The organism is Streptomyces sp. BBFR2, from assembly GCF_044497305.1.
GTDB lineage: Bacteria > Actinomycetota > Actinomycetes > Streptomycetales > Streptomycetaceae > Streptomyces.
In genome coordinates this window covers 1,514,051-1,529,667 of record NZ_CP172415.1, presented here as the reverse complement: position 1 = coordinate 1,529,667, position 15,617 = coordinate 1,514,051, and the positions used below count along the sequence as shown (strand labels likewise).

General features: G+C 73.9%; 10 protein-coding genes. 8 read left to right on the top strand and 2 right to left on the bottom strand.

All coding sequences use genetic code 11. The features are described from left to right. The first annotated feature begins 87 nt into the window (after positions 1-87). Both ACGH2B_RS05310 and hflX read left to right on the top strand, forming a co-directional pair. On the top strand, positions 88-1,665 hold the full coding sequence (locus ACGH2B_RS05310; protein ID WP_399084848.1) for a M1 family metallopeptidase: 1,578 nt from the start codon (positions 88-90) through the stop codon (positions 1,663-1,665). Between the two features lie 378 nt (positions 1,666-2,043). Next, positions 2,044-3,531: a GTPase HflX gene (gene hflX / locus ACGH2B_RS05305; protein ID WP_399084845.1), complete on the top strand. Its 1,488-nt coding sequence runs from the start codon at positions 2,044-2,046 to the stop codon at positions 3,529-3,531. 88 nt (positions 3,532-3,619) lie between these two features. On the opposite strand, the gene ACGH2B_RS05300 is transcribed toward hflX, so the two are convergent. Further along, positions 3,620-4,840 carry a trypsin-like serine peptidase gene (locus ACGH2B_RS05300; protein ID WP_399084842.1) on the bottom strand — a complete coding sequence of 407 codons (1,221 nt, stop codon included), beginning with the start codon at positions 4,838-4,840 and terminating at the stop codon, positions 3,620-3,622. 266 nt (positions 4,841-5,106) lie between these two features. Between ACGH2B_RS05300 and ACGH2B_RS05295 the strand changes: the two genes are divergently transcribed. The 5 genes from ACGH2B_RS05295 (at position 5,107) to ACGH2B_RS05275 (ending at position 13,451) form a co-directional block, all read left to right on the top strand. Next, positions 5,107-6,477 (top strand): diaminobutyrate--2-oxoglutarate transaminase family protein, encoded by a 1,371-nt coding sequence (locus ACGH2B_RS05295; RefSeq protein WP_399084839.1) that lies wholly within the window; start codon positions 5,107-5,109, stop codon positions 6,475-6,477. An 11-nt stretch (positions 6,478-6,488) separates the two neighbouring features. Next, positions 6,489-8,402, top strand: a complete 1,914-nt coding sequence (locus ACGH2B_RS05290) for an IucA/IucC family protein (RefSeq protein WP_399084836.1) — start codon at positions 6,489-6,491, stop codon at positions 8,400-8,402. Positions 8,403-8,596: 194 nt separating this feature from the next. Continuing rightward, positions 8,597-9,220, top strand: a complete 624-nt coding sequence (locus ACGH2B_RS05285) for a GNAT family N-acetyltransferase (RefSeq protein ID WP_399096722.1) — start codon at positions 8,597-8,599, stop codon at positions 9,218-9,220. A 290-nt stretch (positions 9,221-9,510) separates the two neighbouring features. Continuing rightward, positions 9,511-11,433 carry an IucA/IucC family protein gene (locus ACGH2B_RS05280; RefSeq protein ID WP_399084833.1) on the top strand — a complete coding sequence of 641 codons (1,923 nt, stop codon included), beginning with the start codon at positions 9,511-9,513 and terminating at the stop codon, positions 11,431-11,433. A 41-nt stretch (positions 11,434-11,474) separates the two neighbouring features. Then, positions 11,475-13,451: an ATP-dependent DNA helicase gene (locus tag ACGH2B_RS05275; protein ID WP_399084830.1), complete on the top strand. Its 1,977-nt coding sequence runs from the start codon at positions 11,475-11,477 to the stop codon at positions 13,449-13,451. An 83-nt stretch (positions 13,452-13,534) separates the two neighbouring features. On the opposite strand, the gene lexA is transcribed toward ACGH2B_RS05275, so the two are convergent. Next, a complete protein-coding gene (lexA, locus tag ACGH2B_RS05270) occupies positions 13,535-14,335 on the bottom strand; it encodes a transcriptional repressor LexA (protein ID WP_399084827.1) in 801 nt (266 codons plus the stop codon). 680 nt (positions 14,336-15,015) lie between these two features. Between lexA and nrdR the strand changes: the two genes are divergently transcribed. Then, positions 15,016-15,540, top strand: coding sequence for a transcriptional regulator NrdR (nrdR, locus tag ACGH2B_RS05265; protein ID WP_399084824.1), 525 nt, complete (start codon positions 15,016-15,018; stop codon positions 15,538-15,540). The last annotated feature ends 77 nt before the right edge of the window (positions 15,541-15,617 follow it).

The window sequence follows — 15,617 nt, the reverse complement described above, 5'->3', positions numbered from 1 at the left end:
GGCCACGGCCCGCCGCGCGCCGCCCGTTCGGGTGCCGTGGTGGAGAGCCGTCACCGGAGCGGCGGGCGGCGCTGGTAGCCGTAACCCATGCTGCTTCCCCCGTATCTCCGGCGCCTTCCGTACCCCGCGCGTTCCGGGCCGCACCCGCGCCCCCGGGGCGCCGTGCCGCGCCCCGCCGCCCCGGAGGACGGGCGCCCCGCGCCCCGGGGCCGCCGGCCCTCCCGCGCCGCCCGCCGCGCCACCGCCCTCGCCCTGGCGGCCGTCGCCGTCCTGGGCGCCGCCGCCCCGTCCGCGCCCGGCCCGGTGGGCATCGGCGACCGGCTCTTCCCCCAGCTCGGCAACCCCGGCTACGACGTCCTCGGGTACGACATCGCCCTCGACTACAGCGGCCACAACGACCGGCCGCTGGCCGCCGTCACCACGATCACCGCCCGTGCCACCACGGCACTCGACCACCTCAACCTCGACTTCGCCCGCGGCACCGTCGCCTCCGTCACCGTCGGCGGGCTGCCGGCCCGTTTCGTCCGCCGGGGCGAGGACGTCGTGATCACCCCGGCCGTCCCGGTGCCCGCCGGGGCGCCGCTGCGGATCGTCGTCCGCCACACCAGCGATCCCCGGGGCGGTGACGACGGCGGCTGGATCCGCACCCCCGACGGCCTCGCCATGGCCAACCAGGCCGACGCCGCCCACCGGGTGTTCCCCTGCAACGACCACCCCTCAGACAAGGCGTACGTCACCTTCCGCCTCACCGCGCCCCGGGGCGTCACGGCGGTCGCCGGCGGGGTGCCCGTGCCCGGCGGCGACGACGGGCCCCGCCCCACCCGCACCTTCCGCTCCGCCCACCCGGTGGCCACCGAACTGGCCCAGGTCTCCTTCGGGAAGTCCGCCGTCCTCACCCGCCCCGGGCCGCACGGTCTGCCGGTGCGCGACGTGGTGCCCGCCGCCGCCCGCACCGCCATGGAACCCTGGCTCAACCGCACCCCGGGCCAGATCGCCTGGATGGAGCGCCGGGTCGGCCGCTTCCCCTTCCCGCTCTACGGGCTGCTCATCGCCGACACCCGCACCGGCTTCGAGCTGGAGACCCAGACCCTCTCCCTCTTCGAGAAGAACCTCTTCACCGAGGACCGCCTGCCCTCCTGGTACGTCGAGTCGGTGATGGTGCACGAACTGGCCCACCAGTGGTTCGGCGACAGCGTCAGCCCCCGCCGCTGGTCCGACCTCTGGCTCAACGAGGCCCACGCCACCTGGTACGAGGCGCTCTACGCCCAGGAGAAGGGCGGGACGAGGCGCGCCTCCCTGGAGGAGCGGATGCGTCACGCCTACACCGAGTCGGACACCTGGCGGACCGACGGCGGACCGCCCGCCGCACCGAAGCGGCCCGTCCCCGGACAGAAGATCAGCATCTTCCGCCCCGTCGTCTACGACGGCAGCGCCCTCGTCCTGTACGCGCTGCGCCAGAAGATCGGCCCGGCCGCCTTCGACCGCCTGGAGCGCGCCTGGGTCACCCGCTACCGCGACGGCAACGCCTCCACCGCCGACTTCACCGCCCTCGCCTCCGCCGTCTCCGGCCGCGATCTCTCCGCCTTCCTGCACGCCTGGCTGTACGACGCGAAGACCCCGCCGATGCCCGGCCACCCGGGGTGGACCTCCCGTCGCCCGAAGTGAGCGCGCGGGCCGCCCTGCGCGCCGCGCACGGGGCGGCCCGGTGCCCCGCGCCGTGCCCGGTGCCCCGCGCCGTGCCCGGTGCCCCGCGCCGTGCCCGGTGCCCCGCGCCGTGCCCGGTGCCCGCACCGTACGCCCGCCGCGCCCCCGCACCGCGCCCGTCCGGTCCGGCCGCGCCCTCGTGCCACGGGCGCGCCCGTCCGCCGGAATCGGTGGAAACACCGGGAAACTCGCGTGACGGCCCCCACTGCCCGTGCGACCATCGACGGGTCGACTCCGGCGGCCGGGAATCTCCGGCGCCGCCCGGACGTTGTCACCACCGACGGTCCCAGCGCGGCCGACCGGCCTCCCGTAGGACCTCCCATCGACACAAAGGATCAAATGACCTCCTCTTCTTCCCTTCCCGCGGACCGCCAGCGCCTCCCCGAGAGCCTTCGGGCCGACGCCCTGATGGAAGAGGACGTCGCCTGGAGTCACACGATCGACGAGGCCCGTGACGGCGAGCAGTACGACAGGTCGGAGCGTGCCGCCCTGCGCCGCGTCGCCGGACTCTCCACCGAGCTCGAAGACGTCACCGAGGTCGAGTACCGCCAGCTCCGTCTGGAGCGCGTGGTGCTCGTCGGTGTCTGGACCTCCGGCACCGCGAGCGACGCGGAGAACTCCCTCGCCGAGCTGGCCGCACTCGCCGAGACGGCCGGTGCCCTGGTGCTCGACGGCGTCATCCAGCGCCGCGACAAGCCCGACCCGGCCACCTACATCGGCTCCGGCAAGGCCCTGGAGCTGCGCGACATCGTCCTCGAATCCGGCGCCGACACGGTGGTCTGCGACGGTGAGCTCTCCCCGGGCCAGCTCATCCACCTGGAAGACGTCGTCAAGGTCAAGGTCGTCGACCGCACCGCGCTGATCCTCGACATCTTCGCCCAGCACGCCAAGTCCCGGGAGGGCAAGGCGCAGGTCTCGCTGGCGCAGATGCAGTACATGCTGCCGCGGCTGCGCGGTTGGGGTCAGTCGCTGTCCCGGCAGATGGGTGGCGGTGGCTCCGGCTCCGCGGGCGGCGGTATGGCCACCCGTGGCCCCGGTGAGACCAAGATCGAGACGGACCGGCGCCGGATCCGCGAGAAGATGGCGAAGATGCGCCGGGAGCTCGCGGAGATGAAGACCGGCCGGGACATCAAGCGCCAGGAACGCCGGCGCAACAAGATCCCCTCGGTCGCCATCGCCGGTTACACCAACGCCGGTAAGTCCTCGCTGCTCAACCGCCTCACCGGCGCCGGTGTCCTGGTGGAGAACGCCCTGTTCGCCACCCTGGACCCGACCGTCCGCCGCGCGGAGACGCCCAGCGGGCGGCTCTACACCCTCGCCGACACCGTCGGCTTCGTCCGGCACCTGCCGCACCACCTCGTCGAGGCGTTCCGCTCCACGATGGAGGAGGTCGGCGACTCCGACCTGATCCTGCACGTCGTCGACGGCTCGCACCCGGCGCCCGAGGAGCAGCTCGCCGCCGTCCGCGAGGTGTTCCGCGACGTCGGCGCGGGCGACGTCCCCGAGATCGTCGTCGTCAACAAGGCGGACGCCGCCGACCCGCTGGTCCTCCAGCGGCTGCTGCGTCAGGAGAAGCACGCCCTCGTGGTCTCCGCCCGGACCGGCCAGGGCATGGCCGAGCTGCTGGAGCTGCTCGACGAGGAACTGCCGCGCCCCGAGGTCGAGATCGAGGCGCTCGTCCCCTACACCCAGGGGAAGCTGGTCTCGCGCGCACACGCGGAGGGCGAGGTCCTCTCCGAGGAGCACACCGCGGACGGCACGGTCCTCAGGGCCCGCGTCCACCAGGAACTCGCCGCCGAGCTCCAGCCGTTCGTCCCCGCCGCCTGACCGGCGCGGACACGGCCTCCAGCGGACACGACACAGGAAGGGCCGCTCCCCCTCGGGGGAGCGGCCCTTCTCAGGCGTCAGGGGCGGATCAGCCCTTGGCCGCCCAGCGCTTGCTCATCGCGTTGAACATGTTCCGGGCCTCGGGGCCCAGGTGCGGGCCGGCCGACCAGCGGGCCGGACGCGGACCCATCGACATGTTGGAGATCAGCTCCGGCTTGCCGTCGGCGCCCTTCGTGAACCAGGGGCCACCGGAGGAACCGCCGGTCATGGTGCAGCCGATGCGGTACATGGTGGGCTTGACCGCGTCCATCGACAGCCGGGTCGGCTTGTCGGTGCACTGCTCCTGGAGCGCACCGTCGAACGGCGCCTCGGCCGGGTAACCCTGCGCCGTCAGGCTCGGGATCTTGCTCATCGCGGGCGCGTTGAAGTTGACCTTGTACGCGCCGCCGGCCATCTCCTCCAGCGACTTGCCGCCGGTGCCCTCCTCCGGCTTGACGTGCATCAGCGCGAAGTCGTACGGCGCCATCGGCACACCGGGCACCGCGCCGCCGGCCTTGATCCACTCGCTGGAGGTGGCCATGTCGTCGGCCCACCACTTACCGGCCGGGACACGGTCCTCGAACGGCGCGGACTTCATACCGGCGGCGGACACGCCGTTCCGGTTGAAGTTCGGCACGAACATCATGTTGCGGTACCAACCGCCGTTCTTACCGGCGTGCACACAGTGCGCGGCCGTCCACACCAGGTTGGACTTGCCGGGGTGCGCCGGGTCCTTGACGACGGTGGCCGAGCAGCGCGACTCGCCCTCGGGCGTGCTGAAGAGCAGCAGACCCACACCGGGCGCGGTGGAGGTGTACGGCGTCCGCACCGGCTGCGCCGGGACGGCGTCGGGCTCCGGGTCGGTCTTGCCCTGGTCCTCGGAGATGTCCTCGGGCTTGCTCGGGTCCTGCGGCGGCTTGACCTTCTCGATCTTGTCCGGGTCCCAGAAGTCCTTGATGATCGGGTTGATGAACTCCCCGGCCTCACGGAGCCACTTGTCGCGGTCCCAGTTCTTCCACTCGCCGTCCTTCCACCGGTCCAGGTCGATACCGCGTTCCTTCAGCTTCTCCCGGATGTCCTGCGGAATCTTGATCTCGGTGCCGCCGGGGGCGTCCTGCTCCGCGGAGGCGCTGGCCTTGGCATCGGCGTCGCCACCGGGCCCGCAGGCGGTCGCGGTCAGTGCCACGACGGCGGTCAGCGCGGCGGCCAGGGCCGGGGAACGGCGCGCGCGCGAGACGGCGCGACGGGCCGGCGGACGTATGGAACGCATGGGTGAACTCCCCCTGAGACATCGATCTGAGCTGGTACGGCACGTCCGCCGCGGTTCTTGTCATGAACCCCAAGTCGCCGGACGCAAGCCCCCACTATGCCGGTGCCGACAGGGACGGCGTTAGCCGGGCCCCCGGTTCCGGCTGGTAAGGATCTCTCCCCCGACCGTGATCCCGCGCCGGGACCGTCGTTGGTACGTACGGGGGAACGCCGGGCCGCCCGCCGGGCCCGCGCGCCGCAGCTCTTCATCCGGAGGACACGACCGACGTGGCGTTGACCGAATCCGTACCGACGGCCCCGCCGCCGGGACACGAGGGGATCCTGAGACGGCAGGCCCAGCGGGAATCCGCGGCCCGCACCTATGCGCGCTCCCTGCCGATCGTGCCGGTACGCGCCCGCGGACTCACCATCGAAGGGGCCGACGGCCGCCGCTATCTCGACTGCCTCTCGGGCGCCGGGGCCCTCGCCCTCGGGCACAACCACCCCGTCGTCCTCGAAGCCGTCCGCACCGTCCTCGACTCCGGCGCCCCGCTGCACGTCCTCGATCTCGCCACGCCCGTCAAGGACGCCTTCGTCACGGAGCTGTTCGCCACCTTGCCCGCCGAGTTGGCCGAAAACGCGCGTATCCAGTTCTGCGGGCCGGCCGGGACGGACGCCGTCGAGGCCGCCCTCACCCTCGTCCGCACGGCCACCGGCAGGGACGGGCTGATGGCCTTCTCCGGCGCCTACCACGGCATGACCACCGGAGCGCTCGCCGCGTCCGGCGGCGCCCGGCACACCACCGTGACCCGGCTGCCGTACCCGTACGACTACCGCTGCCCGTTCGGCACCGGCGGCGCGCGCGGCGCCGAACTCGCCGCCCGCTGGACCCGGTCCCTCCTCGACGACCCCGGGAGCGGGGTGCCCGAACCGGCGGGCCTGATCGTCGAGGCGGTCCAGGGCGAGGGCGGCGTGATCCCCGCCCCGGACGCCTGGCTGCGGCGGATCCGGGAGATCACCGCGGCCCGCGGGCTGCCCCTGATCGTCGACGAGATCCAGACCGGCGTCGGCCGCACCGGCGCCTTCTGGGCCATCGAGCACAGCGGCATCGTCCCCGACGTCCTCGTCCTGTCGAAGGCGATCGGCGGCAGCCTGCCGCTCGCCGTGATCGTCTACCGGAAGGAGCTGGACACCTGGCCGCCCGGCGCGCACGCCGGGACCTTCCGCGGCAACCAGCTCGCGATGGCCGCCGGGCGCGCCACCCTCGCCCACGTCCGCGAGACCGGACTCCACCGGCACGCCGCCGCCCTCGGCGCCCGGATGCTCGCCAGGCTCCAGGCGCTCGCCGCCGCCCACCCCTGCATCGGCGACGTCCGCGGCCGCGGTCTGATGCTCGGCGTGGAACTCATCGACCCGGAGGGCGAGGCGGGCCCCGCCGGCGACCTGCCCGCGGCCCCCGGCCTCGCCACCGCCGTCCAGCGCGCCTGCCTGGACCGCGGCCTCATCGTCGAACTGGGCGGCCGCCACCGCTCCGTCATCCGGCTGCTGCCGCCCCTGACCCTCACCGACGAACAGGCCGAAGCGATCCTCGACCGCCTCGCCGACGCCCTCGCCGCGGCGGCCCGCCCCACCGCCGGCCCGACCCCCACCACCCTGTGAGGCCCCTCCCCATGAACGAACGCACCGCAACCGACGGGACGCAGGCCCCCGAGCGCCCCGGCCCGGACACCCCCGGCCCCGGCGTGCCGCGCCAGTCCCAGCGGCACGTCGCCGGCCTCGTGCCGCTGCCGGAGCCCGCGCCGTGCCCCCTCCCGACGGAGCCCGACCCTCTCGACCATCCCGACCCGGCCCGCGCCGCCGACGCCGCCGCCGTCGAGAACCTGCTGCGCTGCTGGCTCCGGGAGAGCGGCGGCCACCGCCCGGCGGGCGGCCGGCTGCGCATCCCGCTGCCCGCCAGCGCCACCGCCCTGCACATCCCCGTCCGCTACTGGTCACCCACCGGCCTGCACCGCCTGGGCGCCCCCGCCCTGGAGGGCGCCCCGGACGGCGCCGCCCCGCTCGACGCGGTCACCCTCGCCGCACTGCTGCGCCGGGAGGCCGCCCACGGCGCGGCCCGGGCCGGCGCGGACACCGTCTGCGGCGACGGCGCCGACCTCGTCGGCCGGGTCGCCTCCTCCGTCCGCACCACCGCGCTCTTCCTCGCCGACCGCCGCGCCCGCCCCGCCGACGCCGGGCACTCCCGCTTCCTCGACGGCGAGCAGTCCCTCCTCCTTGGCCACCCGCTGCACCCCACCCCCAAGAGCCGCGAGGGCCTCACCGACGCCGAACACCACGCCTACGCACCCGAGTTGCGCGGCGGCTTCCCCCTGCACTGGATGGCCGTCCGCCCCTCGGTCCTCGCCGCCGACTCCGCCTGGACCGAACGCGGCCGGACCGTCCCCGCCGACCGGCTCGCCCACGCCCTCGCCGCCGGCGCCCCCACCCCGCCCGACGGCACCGTCCCGCTGCCGCTCCACCCCTGGCAGGCCCGCGACCTCGCCGCCCGGCCCGAGGTCGCCGCCCTCCTCGGCTCCGGGGCGCTCACCGACCTCGGGCCGGGCGGGCCGCTCTGGTACCCGACCTCATCGGTCCGTACCGTCTGCCGCCCCGGCTCCGACGCGATGCTCAAACTCTCCCTCGGGCTGCGGATCACCAACTCCCGCCGGGAGAACCTCCGCAAGGAACTGCTCCGCGGCGTCGAGATGCACCGGCTGCTGCGCACCGGACTCGCCGCCGACTGGCAGGCCGCCCACCCCGGGTTCGACATCATCCGCGACCCCGCCTACCTCGCCGTCGACGGACCGGACGGCGCCCCTGTACAGGGCCTGGACGCCGTCATCCGCCACCAGCCCTTCCGCCCTGGCGACGACGCGGTGTGCCTGGCCGGGCTCACCTCGCCCCGCCCGTGGCCCGGCCGTCCCGCGATGCGCTCGCGTCTCGCCGTTCTCGTCACCGCCCTCGGCGCGCGGACCGGCCGCACCCCCGGCGCCGTCGCCACCGAATGGTTCCTGCGCTACCTCGAAGCCGTCGTCCGGCCCGTGCTGTGGCTCGACGGCACCGCGGGCGTCGCCCTGGAGGCCCACCAGCAGAACACCCTGGTCCTCCTCGACGCCGACGGCTGGCCCGTGGGCGGCCGCTACCGCGACAACCAGGGCTACTACTTCCGCACCTCGCGGCGGGACGAACTCACCGCCCGCCTGCCCGGTCTCGGTGAGGCCAGCGACACCTTCGTCCCCGATGACGTCACCGACGAACGCTTCGCCTACTACCTCGCCATCAACAACGTCCTCGGCCTCATCGGGGCGTTCGGCGCCGAACACCTCGTCCGTGAGGAGATCCTGCTCGCCGCCTTCCGCCGCTTCCTCACCGACGCCGCCACCGCGCCGGCCGCCCACCGCTCCCGCCTGCCGGAGCTGCTGCTGACCACCCGCACCCTGCGCTGCAAGGCCAACCTCGCCACCCGGCTGCACGGTCTCGACGAGCTCGTCGGGCCCGTCGACACCCAGTCCGTCTACGTCGCCCTGCCCAACCCGCTGCTTCCCTGAGCCGGGCCCGCGACGCCGCGGACCCCGCCCGGCCCGTCCACCGCAAGCACCTGCGCACCCCGGGGCACGGCGTACCCGCCGGCCGCCCCGGGACCGCCCCGGGCACGCGCCGATCCGCGTCCCCGGGGCCACGAGAGGAGAGCGCCGCCGTGCCACCCACCGAACCCGGCCCCGGCACCACGGGCGTCCGCGCGCTGCCCGGCGAGCCGCAGCCGCCGTCCGGCGCGCGTTCCCCGGAGCGCCCGGCCCCCGCCGCCGGTCCGCTCCTCGACGGTCCGGCCCACTGGCCGCCGGCCGGCACCGCCGCCGGCCCGTTCGCCCTCGTGCCCGTCGATCCCGTCGCCGATCTCGCCCGCCTCACGGCGTGGATGAACGATCCGGCGGTCGCGGCCTTCTGGGAACTCGCGGGCCCGCCCGGGACCACCGCGGCACATCTGCGGTCCCAACTCACCGGCGACGGCCGCAGCGTCCCCTGCCTCGGTGTCCTGGCGGGTGTCCCGATGAGCTACTGGGAGATCTACCGCGCCGACCTCGACCCGCTCGCCCGCCACTACCCGGCCCGCCCGCACGACACCGGCGTGCACCTCCTCCTCGGCGCGGACCACCGGGGGCGCGGCCTCGGTTCGGTCCTGCTGCGGGCCGTCGCCGCTCTCGTCCTCGCCCACCGCCCGCGCTGCACCCGCGTCGTCGCCGAACCGGACGTCCGCAACACCCGCTCCGTCGCCGCGTTCCGCGCCGCCGGATTCCGCTACGACGGCGAGATCGAACTCCCCGGCAAACGCGCCGCGTTGATGATCCGCGACCGCGACCCGCACTGACCCGGGGCCGTCCTCCGACGGCCCCGCACCGCTGCCCGGACCACCCGCCGTTCCCGTAACTGCCCGCCCCTCCCTCCGACCGCCCGGCCCTCCGTAGCCCCGCGCCGACCGATCCACCGTCCCTCCGGCCCGCCCGTCCCTCCGACCGCCCGGCCGTCCCGCGGCCCGGCGCCCGACCTCGCCACCGTCCCTCCGAAGGAAAAGCGCCGCCCCTGACCGACCCCCTTTCATCCGGTGACCGCCGGCTGTCCCCGCCGTGCCGGTGCGGTCCCACAACGAGGAGTCCCGCCGTGACCGTTGAACACCGGCCCGCCGCACCCCGTACCACCGACGGGGCCGGGCCCGCCCCGCACCTCTGGCAGCGCGCCGCGCGCCGCCTGCTCGCCAAGACCCTGGCGGAGTTCGCCTACGAGGAGATCATCCGCCCGGAACCCGATCCGGAGCCCGCGACCGTGCCCGCCACCGGCACCACGGCCGACGGCGCCACACCGGCCACCGACGGTGCGGCCCCGACCACGGAAAGCGCCACACCGGCCACCGGCGGTGCTGCCCCCGCCGTGCCCGCGCCCGGCGACGCCCCCGCCCGCTACCGGCTGCCCGTGACCGACGATCTCGTCTACCGGTTCACCGCCCGCCGCGGCGCGTACGGGCACTGGCGTGTCGACCCCGACTCGCTCACCCCGGACGCCGATCCGCTGCGCTTCCTCGCCCGCGCCCACGACACCGTCCTGGACCTGCCCGGCGACACCACCGGGCATCTGCTCCGGGAGCTGACCGCCACCCTCGCCGCCGACGTCCGGCTGGACGCCACCGCTCTCGACGCCGGAGCCCTCGCCGACCTGGACTACGCCTCCCTGGAAGGCCACCAGAGCGGCCACCCCTGGCTCGTCGCCAACAAGGGCCGGCTCGGCTTCTCCGCCCGGGATGCCGCGGAGTGGGCCCCCGAATCCCGCACCCCGCACCGCCTGCCGTGGCTCGCCGCCCACCGCGACCTCGCCCGCTACCGCGCCGTCCCCGCACTGGCCACCCCCGATCTTCTCTACGGCGAGGAGCTGACCCCCGCCGTCCGCGACCGCTTCGCCGCCGCCGTCGCCGCCGAGGGCCGCGACCCCGCCGACTACCTCTACCTCCCCGTCCACCCCTGGCAGTGGGACGAGACCGTCGCACCGCTCTTCGGCCCGCAACTCGCCGACAGATCCATCATCGCGCTGCCCACTGACAACGACCTCCGCCTGCCGCAGCAGTCGATCCGTACCTTCCTCAACCTCAGCCGTCCGCGCGCCCGCACCGTCAAGCTCCCGCTGTCGATCCTCAACACCCTCGTCTGGCGCGGACTGCCCACCGAACGCACCGCCGCCGCCCCCGCCGTCACCGGCTGGGTCCAGGGGCTGCGCGACAACGACCCGTATCTGCGCGACGAGACACGGGTGATCCTCCTCGGCGAAACCGCCTCCGTCACCGTCCGCCACCCGCTCTACGACCGGCTGCCCGGCGTCCCCTACCAGTACAAGGAGCTGCTCGGCTGCATCTGGCGCGAGCCGCTCACCCGCCACCTCGACCCCGGGGAACGCGCCCGCACCCTCGCCGCACTGCTCCATACCGACCCGCACGGCCGCGCCCTGACCGCCGAACTGGTCCACCGCTCCGGTCTGCCGCCCCGGGTCTGGCTGCGCCGCCTCTTCGCCGCGCTGCTGCCGCCGCTGCTGCACTTCCTCTACCGCTACGGCACGGTCTTCTCCCCGCACGGCGAGAACGCCATCGTGGTCTTCGACGACGCCGACGTGCCCGTCCGGCTCGCCGTCAAGGACTTCGTCGACGACGTCAACATCAGCGCGACCCCGTTGCCCGAGCACGCGGCGATGCCGGACGAGGTCCGCGCGGTGCTGCTGACCGAGCCTCCGGCGTTCCTCACGCAGTTCATCCACTCCGGGCTGTTCGTCGGCGTCTTCCGGTACCTCGCGCCGCTCTGCGAGGAACAGCTCGGCGTTCCCGAACGGGAATTCTGGTCCCTCGTCCGGGCGGAGATCCTGCGCCACCACGAACGTTTCCCCGCCCTCAAGGAGCGGCACGCCCTCTTCGACCTGCTCACCCCGCGGATCGAGCGGCTGTGCCTGAACCGCAACCGGCTGCACACCGACGGCTACCGCGACCGCGCCGAACGCCCGCACGCCACGGTCCACGGCACCGTCCCCAACCCGTTGCACGCGCCGTGACGGGGCGGGCTGTCAGTGGTCCCGCGTAGGCTTGCCACGCTATGACGAAGCCCTCCCTCAACGATCTGCTGCACGCCGCCGTCGCCGCCGTGGGCGGCACCGAGCGGCCCGGCCAGGTGGCGATGGCCGAGGCCGTCGCCGAGGCCGTGCACGACCAGTCACATCTGCTGGTCCAGGCCGGCACCGGCACCGGAAAGTCCCTCGGCTATCTGGTGCCGGCGCTGGCCCACGGTGACCGTGTGGTCGTTGCCACCGCCACCCTCGCCCTCCAGCGGCAGCTCGTCGAGCGGGACCTGCCACGCACCGTCGACGCGCTCCATCCGCAGCTGCGCCGCCGCCCCGACTTCGCCATGCTCAAGGGCCGCTCCAACTACCTCTGCCTGCACCGCCTCCACGAGGGAGTGCCGCAGGAAGAGGAGGAGGGGCTCTTCGACCCGTTCGAGGCGGCGACGCCCACCAGCAAGCTCGGCAAGGACCTGCTGCGGCTGCGCGACTGGGCGGACGAGACGGAGACCGGCGATCGTGACGATCTGACCCCCGGCGTCTCCGACCGCGCCTGGGGCCAGGTCTCGGTCGCCTCCCGGGAGTGTCTGGGTGCCTCGAAGTGCGCGTACGGCGCGGAGTGCTTCGCCGAGGCCGCCCGGGAGCGCGCCAAGACCGCCGATGTCGTGATCACCAACCACGCCCTGCTGGCGATCGACGCGATCGAGGGCGCGCCGGTCCTCCCGGAGCACGACGTCCTGATCATCGACGAGGCCCACGAGCTGGTCTCCCGGGTCACCGGCGTCGCCACCGGCGAGCTGACCCCGGGGCAGGTCAACCGCGCGGTCCGCCGGGCCGCCAAGCTCGTCAACGAGAAGGCCGCCGACCAGCTCCAGACCGCGGCCGAGACGTTCGAGCGGCTGATGGAGCTGGCTCTGCCCGGCCGCCTGGAGGAGATCCCGGAGGATCTCGGCTACTGCCTGATGGCGCTGCGGGACGCCGCCCGTACGGTCATCTCCGCGCTCGGCTCGACCCGCGACAAGAACGTCCAGGACGAGGACGCGGTCCGCAAGCAGGCCCTCGCCGCGGTGGAGAACGTCCACGCCGTCGCCGAGCGCATCGCGAACGGCTCCGAGTACGACGTGGTCTGGTACGAGCGGCACGACCGCTTCGGCGCCTCGCTGCGAGTGGCGCCGCTGTCGGTCTCCGGGCTGCTGCGCGAGAAGCTGTTCGCGGACCGTTCGGTGGTGCTGACGTCCGCCACCCTGAAGCTCGGCGGCGACTTCAACGGCGTCGGCGCCTCCCTGGGCCTGGCCCCGGAGGGCGTACGGGAGGACGACGCCCCGGTCTGGAAGGGCCTGGACGTCGGCTCCCCCTTCGACTACGGCAAGCAGGGCATCCTCTACGTCGCCAGGCACCTCGCCCCGCCGGGCCGGGAGGGCAGCCGGGACGACATGCTCGACGAGCTGGCGGAGCTGATCGAGGCGGCCGGCGGGCGGACGCTGGGCCTGTTCTCGTCGATGCGCGGGGCTCAGGCGGCGGCCGAGGCGATGCGCGGCCGGCTCGACATGCCGGTGCTCCTCCAGGGCGAGGAGACCTTGGGCGAGCTGATCCGTACGTTCGCGGCGGATGCCCGGACCTGCCTGTTCGGCACGTTGTCGCTGTGGCAGGGGGTGGATGTGCCGGGCCCGAGCTGCCAGCTCGTGGTGATGGACCGGGTGCCGTTCCCGCGTCCGGACGATCCGCTGATGAGCGCCCGCCAGAAGGCGGTGGAGGAGGCCGGCGGCAACGGCTTCATGGCGGTGGCGGCGACGCACGCCGCGCTGCTGATGGCTCAGGGCGCCGGGCGGCTGGTCCGGGCGACGGGGGACCGCGGGGTCGTCGCCGTCCTCGACCCCCGGCTGGAGCGGGCCCGGTACGGCTCGTTCCTGCGGAAGTCGATGCCGGACTTCTGGTACACCACCGACCGCAATCAGGTGCGCCGGTCGCTCGCGGCGATCGACGCGGCGGCCCGGGAGGCGGAGAGCGGCGCGTGACGCTGCCCGGCGGGGATCCCGCCGGGCAGCGCAGAGCCCCGGAACCGGCGCAGTGGTCCCGGGGCTCGCTCGTGGGGGCGAGGTCAGACCCGCCGCAGGACCGCCACCACCTTGCCGAGGATGGTGGCCTCGTCACCGGGGATCGGCTGGTAGGCGGCGTTGTGCGGCAGTAGCCACACATGGCCGTCCTCGCGCTTGAAGCGCTTGACGGTGGCTTCGCCGTCCAGCATCGCGGCGACGATGTCGCCGTTCTCCGCGACGGGCTGGCGGCGGACGGTGACCCAGTCACCGTCGCAGATCGCCGCCTCGATCATGGAGTCACCGACGACCTTGAGGACGAACAGCTCACCGTCGCCGACCAACTGCCGGGGGAGCGGGAAGACGTCCTCGACGGACTCCTCGGCGAGGATCGGGCCACCGGCGGCGATCCGCCCGACGAGCGGGACGTAGGACGCCGCGGGCTTGCCCGCCGTCTCCGTGGCCGCGCTGCTGGCCTGGTCGGAGCCGCGGACCTCGTACGCCCGGGGGCGGTGCGGGTCGCGCCGGAGGAAGCCCTTGCGCTCCAGGGCCATGAGCTGGTGGGCGACGGACGAGGTGCTGGAGAGCCCGACGGCCTGGCCGATCTCCCGCATCGACGGCGGGTAGCCGCGGCGCTGGACGGAGTCCCGGATGACCTCGATCACCCGGCGCTGGCGGTCGGTCAGCCCCGAGCTGTCGGCCCGGATGCCCGGTGGCCTCCCGGGCAGGGCGCGGGTGGGCTTCTGCTCCGCAGAGTCCGGCGCGGCGTCATCCATCGGTGTGCTCCGTGCCACTTGAGGGTGTTCGAACCGGCTCTGGGAGTGGCTCTGTGCGGTGATGGTCGCGCTGTCTGCGGTGGTGGTCACGTCGGCCCCTCTCGGAATGTGCTCCCTAGCTAGCCAACGGTAGTTGCTTTCGAAAGGTTGCGCCAAACACACGTTCGAGTGAAAATCTGCGAATCTGCTGACTCGCTCGCATGTCTGGTGTATGGGCTGCGGCTCCGAACGGCGATTCGGGCCTGCCGCGAGGCCCGCCTCCCGCCTCGCGCGACTCGTCGCACCCGGAAATCGGGACGACGGGAAAGCCGCGAAGAGACGGAGTGACCGACGACCCCGGAGCGGACTTTCGAAGGCCGCTTCGCTCCGTATTATCCCCTTCGGCCGCCCGGTATCCACGGCGGGCCCGAAAGGGGCGGCGCGCGTCCTCCGGGGCGGGTTCGTCCCCCTTCGCCGCGGTGCGCGGATTCCGTCATCCCGGCCCCTGCGGCCCGCCGTGCGGGAGGCTTCCCGTACGCTCGTGGGTGACCCCGACGGCCTGCCTCCACCGCGACACGCGGTAGGCGGTTATGTGCGGCCCGACACCACATCTAGTGCTTGGATGGCGTTCGCCGCCTACAAGTTGTGGTGCCTGGTCCGGCAGGCCCTCGCGGATCGCCTATGCTGGTGACTGCTCCGAGGGTCCGGAAGGGCCCCCGTGGGGCCGATCAGCCGTACGCGGATTCCGGTGGCGTACGTCCGCGCAGTTCCGAGATGAGGAGGGTGGAGCCATGTACTGCCCCTTCTGCAGGCACTCGGACAGCAGGGTCGTCGACAGCCGCACCACCGACGACGGCACATCGATCCGCCGCCGTCGTCAGTGCCCCGACTGCTCCCGCCGTTTCACCACCATCGAGACGGCGTCCCTGACGGTGATCAAGCGGAGCGGGGTCACCGAGCCCTTCAGCCGTACCAAGGTCATCGCGGGCGTGCGCAAGGCATGCCAGGGACGGCCGGTCACCGAGGACGCCCTCGCCAAGCTCGGCCAGCGGGTCGAGGAGGCGGTGCGCGCCACCGGCAGCGCCGAGCTGTCCACCCATGATGTCGGGCTCGCCATACTGGGACCGCTGCGGGAACTCGACCTCGTCGCGTACCTGCGTTTCGCGTCCGTGTACCGGGCCTTCGACTCGCTGGAAGACTTCGAGGCGGCCATCGCCGAGCTGCGTGAGCAGCGCGAGCAGGGTCCGCCCGAGCGGGAGTGCGGGACGTGCGGCGACGCCGCGTCCGTTCCCGAGCCCGCCACCGCCGCCGACTGAGCGCGGCGCGATCACACCTGACCGGGGCGCGTGCAGGCGCTCCGGTTGCAGAACGACAGACACCGTGCCACGGGAAG

Coding starts and splice junctions, on each gene's coding strand:
- ACGH2B_RS05300 (WP_399084842.1), bottom strand. CDS start 4,840: ATGCGTTCCATACGTCCGCCGGCCCGTCGCGCCGTCTCGCGCGCGCGC.
- ACGH2B_RS05310 (WP_399084848.1), top strand. CDS start 88: ATGCTGCTTCCCCCGTATCTCCGGCGCCTTCCGTACCCCGCGCGTTCC.
- ACGH2B_RS05275 (WP_399084830.1), top strand. CDS start 11,475: ATGACGAAGCCCTCCCTCAACGATCTGCTGCACGCCGCCGTCGCCGCC.
- hflX (WP_399084845.1), top strand. CDS start 2,044: ATGACCTCCTCTTCTTCCCTTCCCGCGGACCGCCAGCGCCTCCCCGAG.
- nrdR (WP_399084824.1), top strand. CDS start 15,016: ATGTACTGCCCCTTCTGCAGGCACTCGGACAGCAGGGTCGTCGACAGC.
- ACGH2B_RS05290 (WP_399084836.1), top strand. CDS start 6,489: ATGAACGAACGCACCGCAACCGACGGGACGCAGGCCCCCGAGCGCCCC.